The sequence below is a fragment of the Candidatus Symbiobacter mobilis CR genome, from assembly GCF_000477435.1.
Lineage (GTDB): Bacteria > Pseudomonadota > Gammaproteobacteria > Burkholderiales > Burkholderiaceae_C > Rhodoferax > Rhodoferax mobilis.
The window spans coordinates 2,439,546-2,455,410 of the sequence record NC_022576.1 but is presented as its reverse complement, the minus strand read 5'-3'; the positions used below and the strand labels follow the sequence as shown (position 1 = coordinate 2,455,410).

Here is a 15,865-nt window from a genome sequence, read left to right as displayed (position 1 = left end):
CCGGGGGCTTGATGCCCAGGGGTGTTGGGGGTGTGCGTACTGTCAAACATTGGCAGCGATTCGCTGGCGGTCAGCCAGCAATGCCTTGATTTCCAGGTTCACCGCCACTTGGCGGGCCACTTGCTTTTCTTTGCTGGCGGCTGACCGCAAGCTGGCAATCTGCGCATCCAGCTCCCGACAGCGATGCAGTGCGGCTCGGCGCTCCGTGGCTTGGGCAGGTGACTCGCTCAATGCAAACCGGCCGGACACTGCGGCTGCTTGCCAGGCTGAAACTGTGTCCATCCAGCCCTGGTACAGGGCAAACAAGTCTGCGCGTGGCTGTTGATTCAAAGCCAGCGCCGCCAGAAAAGCAGAGCGAAACGCATCCGGCGCAAGCATGGCAAACAAGTGCTCGCCATCCAGCACGGTTTTGTCTGTTTCCTTCTGCGCCCAGCGGATGTGGCACAGCGACATAAAAAGGCGGTCACCATCCTGCAGCACCAACAGCACGGGGTAAGGAATGGCTCGATGCAACAGTTCGCCGATGCGATGGACCTTGGTTGATTGGGGGTCCGTGGCACCCAAGTCCTGCAAGACAACGCTCAGCACGGCCAGTTCCAGGTAGGTGCGCTGTGCATCTTGGTAGTCAGGCACCCCGACATTGGCTGGCTTCAGCGCGGCCACCCACGTGACTGCTTCAATGTGGTCTTGAATCAATTTGCGGTCTGCTGCCGTCGGTGCACCGTTTTCAAGCAACAGTTTTTTGGGCACACGCTGGTTCACCATGGCTGCGGCAGGCAAGCCCAAGGCAGACACCACTTGATCGGCAGTCAAACCCACCGAGGTCTGGCTCATGTCGCTGCCCCTTCTGCATGGTTGGGCATCACCACCAGGTAGGCCAGCACTTCAAAGTCGTTAGAGCCAGCAAATTCACCTTTCATGGCATGGGTGCCGCCCGGTGAAAACAAGCTGGCAACCGCCCGCTCTTCCGACTTGCCCACGATGGATGCCACGGCGGCTGACAGCAGTTTCTGCGCGTGGCGCATGTCTTCGCCCTGCTTGGTGGCGCGGTCGAACCGGGCACAGGCGGTGGCATCGGGCAAGTCACGGCCCAGGCTCAGGCGTTTCAATCGGTCCAGAATGCGTTTGGCTTGCGTGCAAGGCAACAGCACGGTGCCATCGTCGCCGACGTGAACCAGGTAATGCGGGGCCAAAGGGTAGCTGGGGTCTATGGCTTTTTCAGCGGCTGCATCCTCGGCCCGCAGACAAAAAATCACGCCCGGTGGAATGTCGGCATCCATGCTGGTGGTGACGGCAAAGCTGCCCATTGGCAAAGAATCGAGCTTGCCAGGGTGCGCTTTGGCGAATTCGGCCAGGTCGATGCGAAAGTCGGTCAGCGTCAAGTCGGTAATGGCAACACCGCTGGACAGGTCTTCCAGGTCGATGACGGTTTCTTGCAGCTTCAGCAACTGTTTGCGCCGGTATTCCAGGTCGTTCATCTGGTTGCCGGACTGTTGCTCAATGATGTTTTCCTCCCCTGTGGCGGAAATGTCCAGCAACACCATGCGGCCACTGACGCGCTGCTCCAGGTTGATGTACTCCTCCAGCTCGATGTTGGGCCAGAAGTTGACCAGTTGAATGCGGCTGTTGGTGGAGCCGATGCGGTCGATACGCCCAAACCGCTGGATGATGCGAACCGGGTTCCAGTGGATGTCGTAGTTGATGAGCCAGTCGCAATCCTGCAGGTTCTGGCCTTCGCTGATGCAGTCGGTAGCGATCAGCAAATCGAGTTCACCGTCACCGGCCAACTCTTCCGGGCGCTCCTTGGACCGTGGCGAAAACGCGGTCAGGATGCTGGTCAAGTCACGCCGCAGGTTGGGTAGCGTGGACTGGTTGCGGCCAGAGCCTGTGACCAAGGCAGTTTCCAGCCCCAACTCAGCCTTGGCCCAGCCCGCAAGCTGTTCATACAAGTAGGTGGCCGTGTCCGCAAACGCGGTGAACACCATGACTTTGCGGTTGCCGGGGTTGATGGGGTTCTTGCACTTGCTGGCGATTTGTTCGCGCAACTTGAGCAACTTGTCGTCCCTGGCAATGCTGACTTGCTCTGCCTCTGCATGCAGCGTCGCAAGGCGGTTGCGGTCTTCAATCAGGTCTTGCTTCCAGCGCAGCAAGTCCACATCCCCCAACAACACCTTGACCTTGCGCCCCACCAGCAGGGTCTCGAAGGTGGGATCGTCAATGTCCACGTCCGCAATGTCCGGCTCTTCCATCTCTTCGCTGTGCGCTTCAATCCGGGCCAGCGTTGCCTCTACGTCCTGCCGTTGACGTTGTACGGTCAGCGCAAACGACGACACCGCACTTTCCATGCGTTTGAGCACGTTGATGCGAAGCAGGTGAATCAGGCTTTCTTCCCGGTCCACTTGGCGGAAGAAGCTTTCGCCACCCCGGACTTGGGTGCTGTACTTGGCATCGTAGGCAGCCTGTTTGTGGGGAAGCACGTACCGCAGGGGTGCATAGGCCGCAAGGTTGAGCCGCCGGATTTCCAGATTGATGTCACGGATGGAACGGAATGCACCCGCCCTGTCCACATCTGCCTTGATGTTGATGGGGGGCAAACGATCCGGGAATCGGCCTGTTTCGGCGGTGCCGTAATACTTTTCGATGTGACGGCGGGAACGGGCAATGGTCAGGTGGTCCAGCAGGGCAAAGTAGTCAAAGCCCAGCATTTCGACCAGCAGTGAAGGCGTTTTCTTCTCGTTAGGCAGTTCCAGCCAGCGGTGAAAAGCTTTCTGTGCCCGGCGTGTGGTGCTGTCGATGCTGGCAATGCCGTGGTCGAACAAGGCGGTGTCGTCACCCTCAGTGACAAAGGCGATCTGGTTACGCAAGTCGGCCAAACGGTTGTTGACCGGGGTGGCCGACAACATCAGCACACGGGTCTTGACGCCCTCGCGGATGATCTTCCGCATGAGCCGGTCATACCGGGTTTCGTTGCCTTGGCGGGGCGACTTCTTGTTGCGAAAGTTGTGCGATTCGTCGATCACCACCAAGTCGTAGTTGCCCCAATTCACGTGAGATAGGTCCATGTCGCCGGAGTGGCCGCCGTCACGTGACAAATCCGTGTGGTTCAGCACGTCGTAGTTGAGCCGGTCCGGTGCCAACACATTGCGCCGGTCGTTGGACTTGTACAGCGTCCAGTTGTCGCGCAGGCGCTTGGGGCACAGCACCAACACACGGTCGTTACGCAGCTCGTGGTACTTGATGATTGCCAAGGCCTCAAAGGTTTTGCCCAGGCCCACACTGTCGGCAATGATGCAGCCGCCGAACCGTTCCAGTTTGTCAATGGCCCCCACCACTCCGTCACGCTGGAACTTGTAGAGCTTTTTCCAAACCACGGTGTTGCGGATACCAGTGGCCGACTTGACGATGCGTTCTTCGTCCAGGCCCTCCCCGTTGGATGCAAAAAGGTGTTGCAGTATCAGCGCGTACACGCTGGTGGCATCCCGATGAGTGGAAAGGCTTTGGACGGCTGCGATGAGGTCGGCCTTGGCCTGTGGGTGCTCTTTCAAGGTGGCCCACTGCATGTCGAACCACTGGCTGAGCATCTGCGCTTCAGCAGGGGTTTCAGAAGCCTGAATCAGGCTGAGTGGGTTGCCCGGCGTGACCCCCAAGCCTTCGCTGCTGAAAGAAAACGAACCCAGCACAGCTTGTTGGGCAGTGCCCTGACCATCACGCAGTACCAGGGTACCCTGGGGAATGGGGCCGCTGGAATGGCGAACGTCGGCCTTGCTCTCCAACCAGGCGGCCAGCTTTTTCGCGAGCCAAGGGGCCAGCAACTTGTTTCGAGCGGCCCGGTCAGCCACCGTGCCTAGCAAGCCGAGTTGCTCTTGCTCCATGTTTGGGGTTGGCAAGGTGGAGCTTGGGGGCACCACCAATCGGGCATTCGACAGCCGGGGAAGTTCCGCCAGGACTTCGGCGAAGGCGAATAACGAGAAGGATTGGGACACCATGTCCAACCGATGGTCGGGCTTGAGCCACGGACGGATCAGGTCCAAGACACGGTCGGTTCCAGCGTTACTGACAAATTTCATCCTACTTTCCCCAGTGGACCACTTGAAGCATCCATGTCTAACTTCCACTTTCCAAGTCGAGTCTAGACAACATATAAATCAACAATTTACAAATAATTCTTGTCTAAACCAAGAGCTTTATCCAAGGTTTAGCCATCTCTATCCAAGACAAATCCAGGCCCGAGCTTCCACACTGCCGCCGACCGAGGGCCCTCCGGGTGGATAAGGCCTTGCCGCCGAAATGCCTGAAGCAGGTTTTTGATCCCCCTTTCTTCTATTTCCCATGGCTGCTGGCAAGCAAATCGCGTCAGGCCGAGGGCAAGCCCTTGTGGGTCAGCACGGGTGGAATGCGCCGCGCCTGTTCGAGCTGTGCCTTTCGCTCCGGTAGGCGCAACAGCGGCAGCACGTCGCAATACTCCATCGCCTTTGCGTCCTCGAATCGCACCGCAGCCACCCCTTCGCGCACCTCGCGGGCCACGGCGATCAGAGCGGCGCGCCAGTGCTGGAGCACCGCATCCCAGTGTGGGAACTGCTCCGCCGGGAATAGCTTGCGGCCCCCTTTGGGGTCGTCCAGCACTTTGACTTGGGGCGCTACGTCCGGCCATTCGCTCAACCCGGCCCAACCGGGTTGTCGCGCCAGTACCTTGGCAAACAGCACCGCACGCGCCGCACCCACCCGTGCCACACCGGCAGCCCCCGCCTGCGTTGTGGGGACGCCCCCCCCCTGAGCGCCCCCCGCCTGCACCCCCCACGTGGCGTACAGCGGCAATTGCGGTTCCGTCAACCGCTGCGTAGCCCAGTTGCGGAAATCGATGGCCGTTCCCGTCTTGTAGTCGATCACGACGAAGACTTGTTGCCCGGGATCGTTGCCGTGCATGGGGTCGCTGGGGTCGTTGGAGCCGCTGGGATCAACCTGATCAACCTGATCAATGCAATGACTGCGATGAATGCAATCCATGCGATCGGCAGAGACACGAATCTGCAAGCCTTCGATGGTTAGTTCGCGTTGCTCTTCGCACGATGCCACCGTGAAGGGCAGCTTTCTCGCCCGTTCCAGCTCTACCCACCGCAGCACCAGTCGTTCCAGCCGTTTGGCCTCCAGCGCACGAAAACGCGGCGGCAGCGGCGGGTTGTGGGGCGCGGCGGCGTGCGCTTGCAAGGCGGCTTCGATAGATGCACGCACTTGCCGCACGATGCCGTCTTCTCCCTTTTCCGCCTGCTTGGCCAGTTCCGCCAACTGCGCGCTAGACCGCACAGCCTTCCAAAAATGCGCCAGCACGGCGTGGAGCAGGGTGCCGCGCTGGCGAGCATCTAGCCCGTCTGCCGGTTCTTCCAAACGGCTGGTGTGCAGGCGGTATTGGTAAAAGGCCCACGCCGGGCATACGGCTTGCGCACGCAGCAGCCACGTTCCGCCTTGCACGCGCTCGCCTTCGGCCACCGGGGGGGCTTGGTCGTCTTGCACGGGGTCGGCCCAGCGCGTTGGCGTGTATGCGCCCTGTTGCTGTGGGGGAAGCTGGCTCCCAGGTTCGGCGCCATGCATTGCGGTGGCCCCGGTTTGCCCGGCCTCGTCTTCCGGCAACGGGCAATGCACGCCCGCCACGCCAGCCGGGGTGGGTAGCCGTTCGCCCTCGGCGCCGAGCAAGGGGCTGGGCATTAGGTCAGCGCCGTCGGCAGTCTGCGGCCAAGACAAGGTGACGCGGGGCGCGCAGCGCAGCAGTTGGGCCTGCACCTTGCGGGCAAATTCCAGTTCGATGTCCGCGCTGGCACTGGGAGCGCACGCCTTACGTTGGTCTGCCATGCCCAGCAGGGCATTGGGCCGTGCTGGCGGGGGCCAGACGGTATCGACCATGCCCAAAATCCACGCTGCATCGAAGCGCAACCCACTCGCTTCGAGCACCCCTAGCACCTGCACCGGGGGCGCGCCTTCCGTCTTCGGTTGAAAGATGCGCTTGCCGCAGCGTCTGCGCAAAAGCCGCAGCGCCTCTGCCACGGGCAGGGCACCGGCTTCCCCCGCCTGCAATACCGCATCCAGGTCAGCCAGTTGCTGCAATTCCCGTTCCAACGCTTCCTTGGTCTGGAATTCGTGGCTCGAACACGCACGGCCCCGCATCCACCCCGCCTGCCCCAGCAACGTGTACCAATGCGCGGCCCACTGCGAAGGCGCATGCCTTTCAGCAGCAAAGGGGGCCAGCCCTGTCAACGCCTGCACAGGCTGCAGGGCTTGCAACACACGCGGCTCCTTCCATTTGTCGGCCAGCTTTTGGGCTTGTGCCAACACGGCGGCCAGGGTGCATCGTTTCGGCAGACTTTTGCGCAAGGCGGCATCGATGGCGCCCAGCAAGGCTGCGTCCCCTCCCCACGCCAAGGGATCAAGCACAAGCTGGCTGACAGTGGCGTAGTCCACGCGCTGGCCCAAGCCCGTCTGGCTTGCCAGCTCCAGCATCTGCAACGCAGCGCGAACCAGGGGGTACTGCGACAACGGCAGGCCCAGGCTGAAGTTGAACAGGCGGGCGTCTTCGGCATACCCAGCCCGAACAGCCCAGGGTTGGAGCACGTCTTCCAGCGCATCCTGCAAGGGGTTGCGCACCGCAGCCAGGTTGGGGACGACGATCGCCAGCCGGGCATCGGGTTGGCGCTTCAGCTCTTCCTGCGCCCACAGCGCGGCGGCCAGGCATTCGCTGGCCACGTCGGGGTACGACACGACGCGACAGTCTCCGGCCCGCTCCTGGGGCGCGAGTTCGTATTGGGAGACGTCCTCCGCCAGCCTTTGCTGCAACAAAAGATGCTGCGGGGTGTAGCGGTCAAACCCCGCCCAGACGATGCAGCGCGGGAGCTGGTCACGCCAGGGGGGCAGCGCCAACAGCGTGGATACGAGCGCAGTCTTTTGCCAGGCTGCGTCGATGACGCCCAGCTCCTCGCATCGACGCTGAAACAGGCCGCGCCACCGGGCAAAGCGTTGGGACTCCGCACTGTCGGACGACCCCGGCACCGGCACGTTCCAGGTATGGGCCAGCTCGTTCGCTTGGGCAGCCGTGGCAGCCAGCGCGGGGAGGTCGAACACATGCCGCGCGCCCTCGCCCAAGTCATCGGCAATGACTTGCTCCCACAGCAGCAATTCCTGCTCCGCAGTGAGCGCCGGGCACTGCAATGCCGAATCTTGGAGCCAGCCCATCAAATCGGCCCACTCCTGCTGCTGCCCCAGCCAACCATCGACCGTGCGCACCTGCAAGGTCGGCCACTGGGTATCGCCACCCTGCTGCATCTGCTGGGCATACCGATCCTGCAAGGACCGGGCCAGCCGGGCAGTGCTGCATAGCACTAGCGAGGGGGACGACTGCGCCTGTGCCAGTGCTGTCAGGCCGGGCATGTCTATGGTGCGATGGATGGTGCGGTCTATGGTGCGGTCGGTAGTGCGCATCGCAGTCCTTATGCGGTGGGACAGGATCGAAGCCGTGCCCCCCAAAAAATCCACCAGGCAGCAAGAAATTAGCGACAGGCCTTCAGGCCGGGGTCGGCTCCCGCCGCCCTGAAGGTCGGGGTGTCAAACCGAAGTTTGTTTTACGATCAACCTGGCCAGACTTGCAGAACATCAACCGATTTTGTTCATGACGGCGCTGCCGATTCTGCAGCACTGTTCGGCATGCACTACAAGGTTGGCTTGCTGGTTCTAGCGCAAGGCCTTGTCGAGCAACCGAGCCTTGCGCTTTTGTGCCTTGAGCAGCAAAACGGCTTGCTGGTCAAACGACACAAATTCAGTGCCACCGAGTACATCGCCCTCAAAGGCTATCGCCGCATCGGCAAAATCGCCGCCGCCCTCCAGTTGCGCCAACCCTGCCAGCACCGCTGGTGTGTGGCATACCACCTGGCGCACTTGCAGCAGCGAGCGCAGGGCGTGCGCCACTTGCGCCGGGGTGTAGCGGTACGCACGCAGCAGTACCCAGACCAGTTCGCACAACGCCGGGGTGGGCACGGCAATCAGGCTGGCCTTTTGCAAAAAATGCATCGCCACTGCTGCCTGCGCTGGGTCGTCCTGCGTGGCAAGGCGTACCAGCACATTGGTGTCCAGCGTGACTTTCATGCTTGCCCGGCCCACCCGTTGGCAATGACGGCGTTCATTTCCTCCACGCTCAGTGCCTTGTCGGGTGGGGGCAAGCAGCCGACAAAAGCTTCCAGCCCCCGGGGCCCAAGCGCCTGCAAGGCCAGAACCCCATTGCCCAGCTTGTGTACATCAAGCTGCTGCCCGGGCGCAATGCCAAGAAATTGCAGCAACTCGCGGCGCAAAGTGATTTGGCCTCTGGCGGTGACGGTCAATGTGGTCATGGAATAAGCCTTAATGCGGTGGAATGTAATAGAAGTTTACCTTACGACAAGCGGGCCCGTTGCCAAAATCTACTACCTCGACGCGTGTAAAGATTGCCCCGCGAGATTCTATTCCCGTTGATATAGACAATTTTTCCATCGCAGCAGCGACCATAGGCGAATGAGGACAAACCGACTCGCCAAATAAATCAAAATTACGCTGCCTTGATGCCAAATTCACACTCCTATTTGCTCTGTGCTCATGGAATGCTGGTTGCCGCTGACGTTCGCGTTCACAGGCATCAACTCGCACAGCGAGTTGATGTTGATGTCCAGTGGAACGGCAAAGTGAGACGATTGCGCGGAGAAATGGCACCCATGAAATACCGAAACGCCGTTATTAAACGACGCTCAGGATTCCGTGCAGATCTCGATGCTATCCCCAGAATTACCATCAGCATTGAGGCGGGAAAGCATGCCACCAGGCCCCTTGGTCCACCACTCCCATTCATCACCAACGTAACGGCCACCACTGGCAGAGACTGCACGTTGCATGTGATAGATGCCACCTTTGTATCGAATCGTGGCTGTATCAGTAGACGGATAGGATGCAGTGATCACTTCGCCACTTTCACAATGGTAGTTAAACGATAAAGCGAGAGGCGATTCATTTGCATGCCCCGTGGTTGTGTCCTGATCCTGCGTGGTGTCTGTACAAGCGGAAGCGAGCAGGATAAATGAGAGCGTCAAAGCATTGATACGTTGTTTCACTCAGAGTTTCCGTATTGTTTGTGTGTGATCTAACGTCTACATTTAGCGGCGCACGAAGCGAAGCCGCTGCAATGCAGGGTTACAAGTCCAAGAAAGCTCATAGCCAAGGGGTGCCAGGCCCCACGGATGGTCGCCGAAGGCACGGCGGTTGGATTCACCGATGACCTGTCAAAGCCCGCATTCCGGGTGTCCCGCTTGAGCGGCATGTTGGGCATTTTGAATGTCATGAATAATAGTGTCTGAGCTAAAATCCTGCTCATTCGGCCAAGCAATACCATGATGTGCTGGGCGTACTAATGAGAAATAGCTTTGAGTGCGCAACTCTTGAAAGGCACCGCCACTCAAATATGGTTTGACATCGAATACACCAGAAATGCCGCTACTTGTGACAACTTCAATGCAATAATTTTCAAGTGGAACCGCCTTTACAATAGTATCCATGATTTTATTCCTATCGCAGAGGGGCAATCTTAAAAACAGATTCGCCATTTACTGCTAATTTCCAATTGGCAAGCAAGTCCTCACGGTGAATTTCAACCCAAGCCTGAACTAACTTTAGTTTTTGGTTTGGCAGGTCGCCACTGAGAACCGTGCCGTCCGCTATTGAAATAGATGCTCAAATTCAGCGTATTCTGCATGAATGTGAGGGCAATTATGCTTTTTGTTGTCGTAGAAGTACATTAAAATCAGAATGCCATAAAACATTGAGATGGTAGGCAAAATATAACTCCTTATTTCAAGGCGCCCAACGTCAAAAGTAAGGGGCGGCGCGCACCAGCGCGATGCCCCACTTGACTGCGAGGTGTGCGCCCAGCATGGGCGCAAACGTATAGTGTGAAAGTCCCCTCCCTGTGGGAGAACCGGATGGGACTCATCGTGAGCAATAGTAACCACTAGCCGACGGCGAGGGCTGCTTCGCGAGAAGTAGTCTGGAGGAAGCCCGAGTGCAAAAGTGCGAGACGACGAACAGGAACCGCATAGAAGGCCCAGAGTGCCGAGGCGAACTGCCCGCTGCGTGCCGAAGAAACTGGTGGAATCGTCATCCCAGAACACAGCGTGACTTGCAGCAAGGTACTACTGGCCCATGCCCGAACAGGACGAGTGGATCAGAAGGCGCATCCGAATGTGCTACTGGAAACAGTGGCGCTGGCCGCGCACGAAGATCAAGAACTTACTGGCATTGGGCATAAGCCTGAAATCGGCGATTCAGCACGGAGTCAGCAGCAACAGCTATTGGCAGATGTCCAGAACCCCGGTTATCAATCAGGCCATATCCAACGTGTGGTTACAGGAGCAGGGTTTGCTGAGTGTGAAAGACCTGTGGTGCAAAGCACAGGGATACATGGTTATGAAACGAAAGACTTTGTCGAGCGAGCCGGCTTGTAGCACCGCCCACTGCGGACCCGCACGGTGGGTGGTGTGGGGGGCGACGGTTAGAAGCCGTTGCCTACCCGATTAGGCACCGGACGCTCAGGCGCAGGAATAAATGGATGACCAGCGGCAATATGTTCAGCTTCTGACTTTTTCAGATCAGCATAGATAGCCTGCAAGTCATAGCCAAATTTGGCTGCGTGGGCATCACGAATAGCTCTTACTTCATCTAAGATTTCGTCATTCCACATCTTCTTCTCCAAGTAGTTCTTCGGGGGTGCAAATGAATGGCAGCGATAAGCCAATATCGTCGAGGTGAGCAGAAATACCTCTTTGCATCTCCGGGTTTGCAATGTGCCAACAGTTCCACGTAAGAAGATAATCAATTCTATTGCTTGTGGAAATTGCAATGTGGAGCGCATCTTCAGCCGCCTTGGCTGGAACAATCCCCTTCGCTATCAGCGAGTTAGCAATATCGAGTGCTTGCTCGGTTATTAAGATCAATGGCACATCATTCAACATAGTCAGCCGCTTTTTTGCGGCATCGGGGTCACCGGCACCGCACTCACGCAAAACCAGCTCAGAAACGACCAAGTCGTACTGGCTGCGGGTTTCCCACCAAGCTAATGTAATTTGCTGGTGAGCCGTTCCGAGAATGGACTTGCTGGGCCGAGCCGTCAGGTAGCTGATGACGGACGTTTCGATATAAACCTTACGTTTCATAATTTCTCATGCCTAACGTATAGCTCAGGGGCGCAGGGTTAGGAGTTTTTTCGGACTTAATTTATAAGTGCTGCTGTCTGCGTTGCAGCCTCCTTGATTTGGTTTTCAGCAACAATTTTGCGCCAGAAAAACCCCAATGACCCTCAGACCTCAACAGAAAATCGGATAGTTGTTTGGTCGCCAGATTGGACATACATCATGGGATGTGCGCATTTTTGCCAAGAATAAATGAGCCGTATTAACCAAGCGGTAGGGCTTGATTTCATCAATGGTAATTTGAACGTTCGGACCACCCTTAGGTTTTAGTACGAAGAGTACGCCGGGCCTGGCGACACCTTCAATCTTGGTGAATTCAAGCCCCTTATCCCACTTGCTCCAGCTATTAATGTCCGCGATGGCGCGGAACAATGCTTCAGCCGGGATATCGGTTATTGTTTCGTACTGACCTTACCACATTATTATTTTTCCTCGTGAATGTTAGCTGGGACGTGCCCCAGCATTTTGGTTGCGATAAGCTCAAAGTCTGATATTGGTATTTCTAGATGCCCGTACCGGAAAGCGTAGCCCCATTTTCTTTTGTCCTGAATGAAAGAAAGTTGCTCAAGCAAAGGGCGAATTGGGACATCCGAGGCTTTGAGAAAATGAATATCTCGCCTGTGAGGGACAAAACCAGGGAACATTTCAAACGGATAAACCTCGGAACCGACTACTTCGCCAATTGCGGTGAACTTTTGGCAGGGAGTGGCTTCCTCAAACAGTTCTTTGGGTGAATAGTAAATGATCCAGTCACCCACGGACATACGTTTGAGGGGCTGCGCTTTGCCATGGCAAAGCTGACAGAACCCGCCCGAAACCCCACGGTTTACATGCTCTTTTGAAGCAACACCAATCCAATAGCGCATATGTGGAAGACTCCTAACGACCTGCTTCACCTGCCCGCCGTAGGCGGGTCAGGTGCAAGCCCCAGTTAGGCCAGACTGGTTAAATCTGGCTAAAAGTGAATGATGATGATGCCTCTAATTTATTGGTCGCGGTTACAAATAATCCTGATAGAACTAAGACATTAGTCGTGTTCGAGGAAGGATTATCTTGCAGCATTGATCTTTCACCGAGTATGGCGAAACAGATTGCGGATCTACTTACGGAGCAGCGCCAATAGTTGTCAAAATTGTAATTATTGTCCCCGGCTCTATTCTTTTTCTTTTGTTTTGAGAATTGAAGTTTTGTACAGCGGATACAATTTCTTGCCTCGATAGTGTCTTGTACGCCAAGATATTATAAGTGATATTTTTTTCTGGTGATTTAATTATGTTACTGATAGTCGGAGCTTCCATTGTTATAACATCTGATTATTGTAAGAAAATTCGTCAAAGACCGCCTAACGTCCAATATACACAGAAAGCTGTGTATATTCAAATTGACAAGAAGGTGTATAGCACATCGATTCCCCATCAATCCAGTGAATATGCACCCATTTCACTCACCTGCATGACTGTCGAATCCCCCCACCCCACACAATCCACCGCAGCCAAAACTGCTGGATCAGTTGCGGGGAAAAATGCACCTGCGGCGCAGCAGGCCATGCCAGAAAGCCATGGTGCCAGTAGAAGGCTGCTGCCACAGCGTCTTGGGCATCCACCATTGAGGCGCAGGCGGCAATTTCCGGCCGCATGGTGGGGGCAAGGCCAATGCATCTGCCAGCAGTGCGCCACCGAGGCCTTGCCCTGGAAAAGCTTGGTCAACAGCCAGACGGGGCCTATGCGCACCGCAGGCCCCGTGGGGTAGCGTGGCAGCTTCTTTCTTGGCGGTTTCGATCTGGCAATGCAGAGCCGACATGAAGTCGGCCCTTGTAGGCTGCCTGTTCGGCAGTAAAAGTTCCCCGTTGCAAGCACGAGTTGACATTTCTAAACTGCCTGTTCGGCAGGCGATGGAGTTTACGGGGGTGACTGAATTTCGGCACGCATGGAAAGGGGAGTATCATGGCCACGAAGCGCAATAACTCCGTTGGAAGTACAAGTTGACAGGTAAAAATTTGATATAAGATCAATCCCGGTGAGCCTGGCCCCTCACCGGAATTCATGGCAACGCCAAAAGTTGTAGCAGGCTGAGGCAACCGACGAGAACGGTTTTTTTCTTGAAGGAGGGTACGAATGTGGCAAAGCAAACCATGATCAGAAGATCGATACACGGCAAGTCGTGTTGGCCCAATTCGCATCCCCCGGACATGACCAGGGGCGTTCTCTTTGCGGCATTGTTGTCGCGCAGTTTGGAATGATCCTTTTATGACTTCGATGTTGACCCCTCGTCAGGCGGCGCTTCGGTTGCTCATCACAGACTTTCTGTCACAGCGTCTGGAAAGCAAACTCGAAAAACTTCCCCCTGATGACCCCAAACGCGCTGACCTGCAGCGCGATTTCGCCCCCGCCGCATGGCTGGAAGACGCCGCCCGGCGTGCTGCGCAAATCCAGGTGGTCACCCACTCGCTCAAGCCGATCCATCCGGAGGCCAAGGGCACCAACCTGTATTGCCCGCCTGATGCCTTGGCCCCTGTGCCCGTGGTGGGCAGCCATTGCCTGACGGATGACTTTGCGGGCGATGTGGTGGGCAACGCAGCGGCTTTGGATGTGTACAAATTCCTGAAACAAGAGCACGAAGGGCAGACTCTTCTTGCTCTGGCGGTATCTGGCGACGTGGATTGGGCACAGGCTTTGAGCGACGACCCCGCCCAAGCCCAGGCATGGATGAGCGCCTTTGCCAGCCTGGCCACCCCGCACGGCAATCCCACCTCACACACCCTAGCCAAACAACTCTACTGGCCGGTGGGCGACGACTTGCACGACGATGCCGGCTACCACCTGCTGGCCCCGCTGTACGCCAGTTCGTTGGCGCACCGGCTGTACCAAACCTTGCAAGACGACCGCTTCAGCGACGAAGCCAAGGCGGCCCGCGAGGCACGCAAAGCCGATCTTGTCAGTGAACGCCCGGTGCGGGACTATCCCAATCTCGCGGTGCAGCAACTTGGCGGGACCAAGCCACAAAACATCAGCCAGCTCAACAGCGAACGCCGGGGCCAGAACAGCTTGCTGGCCTCGCTGCCGCCCATGTGGCGTTCGGTGGAGCTGAAACCGTTGTGGGGAACGGAATCCATGTTCCCGCGCTACAAATCACGCCCGGCGGTCAAAGAGAACCTGGGTGCGCTGCTGGCTTTCCTCAAAACCGACCCCAAGCGCAACGTGGACACCCGCGACCGCCGAGCGGCCTATGTGGACAACCTGATCGACGACTTTTTGCAGTTCACTGCCGAGGTTCGCACGCTGGAACCCGGCTGGTCTTGCAACAACAAGTGCCGTCTGCCCGCTGAACAAGCTTATTGGCTGGACCCGGAAGGTGCCGCACAAGCCGATGCCGAGCTGGGCCGACCGCCCCCCACCGACACCCACGAGCGTATTTGCGAGGCGTATGCCAATTGGCTCAACGCCCAACTGCGCGATCCCTTGCCCATGGGTGACCCAGAGTTTGAGGCTTGGCGCAAGGCGATGCAAGAGCACATCTTGGCCGAAGAACGGGAGGGCCTCCATGCCGACTGACGCACCCCAGCACGCAGCCCTGCTCGTGCTTCCCCGGTTGCGCGTGCAAAACGCCAACGCCATTTCCAGCCCCATGACCTGGGGGTTTCCGGCCATTACCGCATTCAGCGGTTTCATGGCCGCCCTGGCCCGCCGCTTGGTGCCCGATGCGGGCATCCAGTTCCATGGCGTGGGCGTGGTGTGCCACCACTTTGAAGCCCAGGTGACGCAGGGCGGGTACGTTCGCAACTTCCACCTTACGCGCAACCCGGTGTTGGCCGATGGCAGCACAGCGGCCATCGTGGAAGAAGGGCATATCCACCTCGACATCACCCTGGTGTTCGATGTGAGCCTGGCCCACCACCTGCAAGACGACACCACCCGCACGTCGTTGGCCGCCCATGTGGGCGAGGTGGTCGCGGGCATGCGCCTGGCCGGAGGCAGCATCATGCCTCCACTGCCCGGCACCTTGCGCCGCGCACCACGCGCCCAACTGAAGCTGTTGCATGACGAAACGGATGCCCGCCGCGCCCAGGAATTTCGACACCTCAGCCGACGCTGGTTGCCCGGGTTTGCGCTGGTGTCTGCAGACGAGGTGCTGCAGCGCACCCATCAGGATGCCTTGCAGGCACAGGCCCCCAACGGCACCCCGCCGCCCACGCTGTTCGATACATGGTTGGACCTGTCCCGGATCAACCACCGTCCCGTCAAAAAAACGGTGTGGGACGAAGCCATTGGCGACTACCAGAACACCGTCACCTGGGAAACCGACAAACGCCCTGGCTGGCTGGTGCCCATTCCGGTGGGCTTTGCCGCCTTGTCTGCGCTGCACCCACCCGGTGCTGTTGCCGGTGCCAGGGATGCAGCCACCCCTTTCCGGTTTGTGGAATGCGTGTATTCGATGGGGCAATGGATCAGCCCGCACCGCCTGCGCGACACCCAGCAAATGATGTGGTACGCCGAGCACGATGCCGAAAGCGGCCTGTACCGCTGCACCAATGGCTACCAAGTCCCACCCCAATCCCAAGCCCCCCTTTCTGTCACCCCTCCCGTTCATCAAGATTGAACATCCACTCCAGAGAAGCAACC

The 15,865-nt window shown here is 57.9% G+C and carries 15 protein-coding genes and 1 pseudogene; 3 read left to right on the top strand and 13 right to left on the bottom strand.

From position 1 onward, the window contains the following. Nucleotides 1-42: 42 nt before the first annotated feature. From CENROD_RS10035 to CENROD_RS14590, 8 genes and pseudogenes are all read right to left on the bottom strand, one after another. Nucleotides 43-834, bottom strand: coding sequence for a DUF4391 domain-containing protein (locus CENROD_RS10035; protein ID WP_022775648.1), 792 nt, complete (start codon nucleotides 832-834; stop codon nucleotides 43-45). Beyond that, nucleotides 831-4,067 (bottom strand): helicase-related protein, encoded by a 3,237-nt coding sequence (locus tag CENROD_RS10030; RefSeq protein WP_022775645.1) that lies wholly within the window; start codon nucleotides 4,065-4,067, stop codon nucleotides 831-833. Before CENROD_RS10030 ends, CENROD_RS10035 begins: the two co-directional genes overlap by 4 nt. 286 nt (nucleotides 4,068-4,353) lie before the next feature. Continuing rightward, nucleotides 4,354-7,464, bottom strand: a complete 3,111-nt coding sequence (locus CENROD_RS10025) for a PD-(D/E)XK nuclease family protein (RefSeq protein ID WP_022775642.1) — start codon at nucleotides 7,462-7,464, stop codon at nucleotides 4,354-4,356. Nucleotides 7,465-7,713: 249 nt separating this feature from the next. Then, nucleotides 7,714-8,124, bottom strand: coding sequence for a type II toxin-antitoxin system VapC family toxin (locus CENROD_RS10020; RefSeq protein ID WP_022775639.1), 411 nt, complete (start codon nucleotides 8,122-8,124; stop codon nucleotides 7,714-7,716). Continuing rightward, nucleotides 8,121-8,366: an AbrB/MazE/SpoVT family DNA-binding domain-containing protein gene (locus tag CENROD_RS10015; protein WP_022775636.1), complete on the bottom strand. Its 246-nt coding sequence runs from the start codon at nucleotides 8,364-8,366 to the stop codon at nucleotides 8,121-8,123. Before CENROD_RS10015 ends, CENROD_RS10020 begins: the two co-directional genes overlap by 4 nt. A 390-nt stretch (nucleotides 8,367-8,756) precedes the next feature. Next, the gene (locus CENROD_RS13240; RefSeq protein ID WP_022775633.1) at nucleotides 8,757-9,116 is read right to left on the bottom strand and encodes an MliC family protein; all 360 of its coding nucleotides are present in this window, start codon (nucleotides 9,114-9,116) and stop codon (nucleotides 8,757-8,759) included. A 168-nt stretch (nucleotides 9,117-9,284) separates the two neighbouring features. After that, entirely contained in the window at nucleotides 9,285-9,557 is a 273-nt protein-coding gene (locus CENROD_RS13235; protein ID WP_022775630.1) for a DUF2442 domain-containing protein, read from the bottom strand. 10 nt (nucleotides 9,558-9,567) lie between these two features. Next, nucleotides 9,568-9,821 (bottom strand): annotated as a pseudogene (locus tag CENROD_RS14590) (DUF4160 domain-containing protein). A 396-nt stretch (nucleotides 9,822-10,217) separates the two neighbouring features. Here CENROD_RS14590 and CENROD_RS10010 point away from each other — a divergent pair. Beyond that, nucleotides 10,218-10,502 carry a hypothetical protein gene (locus CENROD_RS10010; protein WP_187292297.1) on the top strand — a complete coding sequence of 95 codons (285 nt, stop codon included), beginning with the start codon at nucleotides 10,218-10,220 and terminating at the stop codon, nucleotides 10,500-10,502. Between the two features lie 47 nt (nucleotides 10,503-10,549). Here CENROD_RS10010 and CENROD_RS13685 read toward each other — a convergent pair whose 3' ends face one another. From CENROD_RS13685 to CENROD_RS14405, 5 genes are all read right to left on the bottom strand, one after another. Beyond that, nucleotides 10,550-10,738: a hypothetical protein gene (locus CENROD_RS13685; protein WP_022775620.1), complete on the bottom strand. Its 189-nt coding sequence runs from the start codon at nucleotides 10,736-10,738 to the stop codon at nucleotides 10,550-10,552. Next, entirely contained in the window at nucleotides 10,728-11,210 is a 483-nt protein-coding gene (locus tag CENROD_RS10005; protein WP_022775617.1) for a type II toxin-antitoxin system VapC family toxin, read from the bottom strand. The genes CENROD_RS13685 and CENROD_RS10005 overlap by 11 nt, the downstream gene beginning before the upstream one ends. 150 nt (nucleotides 11,211-11,360) lie before the next feature. Then, the gene (locus tag CENROD_RS13680) at nucleotides 11,361-11,618 is read right to left on the bottom strand and encodes an SRPBCC family protein (protein WP_151194617.1); all 258 of its coding nucleotides are present in this window, start codon (nucleotides 11,616-11,618) and stop codon (nucleotides 11,361-11,363) included. A 50-nt stretch (nucleotides 11,619-11,668) separates the two neighbouring features. Then, the gene (locus CENROD_RS10000) at nucleotides 11,669-12,112 is read right to left on the bottom strand and encodes an EVE domain-containing protein (protein ID WP_022775614.1); all 444 of its coding nucleotides are present in this window, start codon (nucleotides 12,110-12,112) and stop codon (nucleotides 11,669-11,671) included. A 578-nt stretch (nucleotides 12,113-12,690) separates the two neighbouring features. Further along, nucleotides 12,691-12,882, bottom strand: a complete 192-nt coding sequence (locus CENROD_RS14405) for a hypothetical protein (protein WP_238551780.1) — start codon at nucleotides 12,880-12,882, stop codon at nucleotides 12,691-12,693. A 610-nt stretch (nucleotides 12,883-13,492) separates the two neighbouring features. Between CENROD_RS14405 and csy1 the strand changes: the two genes are divergently transcribed. Together csy1 and csy2 are read left to right on the top strand one after the other, a co-directional pair. Next, nucleotides 13,493-14,797, top strand: a complete 1,305-nt coding sequence (csy1, locus tag CENROD_RS09990) for a type I-F CRISPR-associated protein Csy1 (RefSeq protein WP_041193519.1) — start codon at nucleotides 13,493-13,495, stop codon at nucleotides 14,795-14,797. Continuing rightward, complete coding sequence (csy2, locus tag CENROD_RS09985; RefSeq protein ID WP_022775602.1) at nucleotides 14,787-15,842, top strand: type I-F CRISPR-associated protein Csy2; 1,056 nt, start codon at nucleotides 14,787-14,789, stop codon at nucleotides 15,840-15,842. The genes csy1 and csy2 overlap by 11 nt, the downstream gene beginning before the upstream one ends. The last annotated feature ends 23 nt before the right edge of the window (nucleotides 15,843-15,865 follow it).

Bases quoted from the DNA above. Each gene is read 5' to 3' on its own strand.
- CENROD_RS10025 (WP_022775642.1), bottom strand. From the start codon at position 7,464: ATGCGCACTACCGACCGCACCATAGACCGCACCATCCATCGCACCATA.
- CENROD_RS10000 (WP_022775614.1), bottom strand. From the start codon at position 12,112: ATGCGCTATTGGATTGGTGTTGCTTCAAAAGAGCATGTAAACCGTGGG.
- CENROD_RS13685 (WP_022775620.1), bottom strand. From the start codon at position 10,738: ATGTGGAATGACGAAATCTTAGATGAAGTAAGAGCTATTCGTGATGCC.
- CENROD_RS10035 (WP_022775648.1), bottom strand. From the start codon at position 834: ATGAGCCAGACCTCGGTGGGTTTGACTGCCGATCAAGTGGTGTCTGCC.
- CENROD_RS13235 (WP_022775630.1), bottom strand. From the start codon at position 9,557: ATGGATACTATTGTAAAGGCGGTTCCACTTGAAAATTATTGCATTGAA.
- CENROD_RS10005 (WP_022775617.1), bottom strand. From the start codon at position 11,210: ATGAAACGTAAGGTTTATATCGAAACGTCCGTCATCAGCTACCTGACG.
- CENROD_RS14405 (WP_238551780.1), bottom strand. From the start codon at position 12,882: ATGCGGCCGGAAATTGCCGCCTGCGCCTCAATGGTGGATGCCCAAGAC.
- CENROD_RS10030 (WP_022775645.1), bottom strand. From the start codon at position 4,067: ATGAAATTTGTCAGTAACGCTGGAACCGACCGTGTCTTGGACCTGATC.
- CENROD_RS10015 (WP_022775636.1), bottom strand. From the start codon at position 8,366: ATGACCACATTGACCGTCACCGCCAGAGGCCAAATCACTTTGCGCCGC.
- csy1 (WP_041193519.1), top strand. From the start codon at position 13,493: ATGACTTCGATGTTGACCCCTCGTCAGGCGGCGCTTCGGTTGCTCATC.
- csy2 (WP_022775602.1), top strand. From the start codon at position 14,787: ATGCCGACTGACGCACCCCAGCACGCAGCCCTGCTCGTGCTTCCCCGG.
- CENROD_RS10020 (WP_022775639.1), bottom strand. From the start codon at position 8,124: ATGAAAGTCACGCTGGACACCAATGTGCTGGTACGCCTTGCCACGCAG.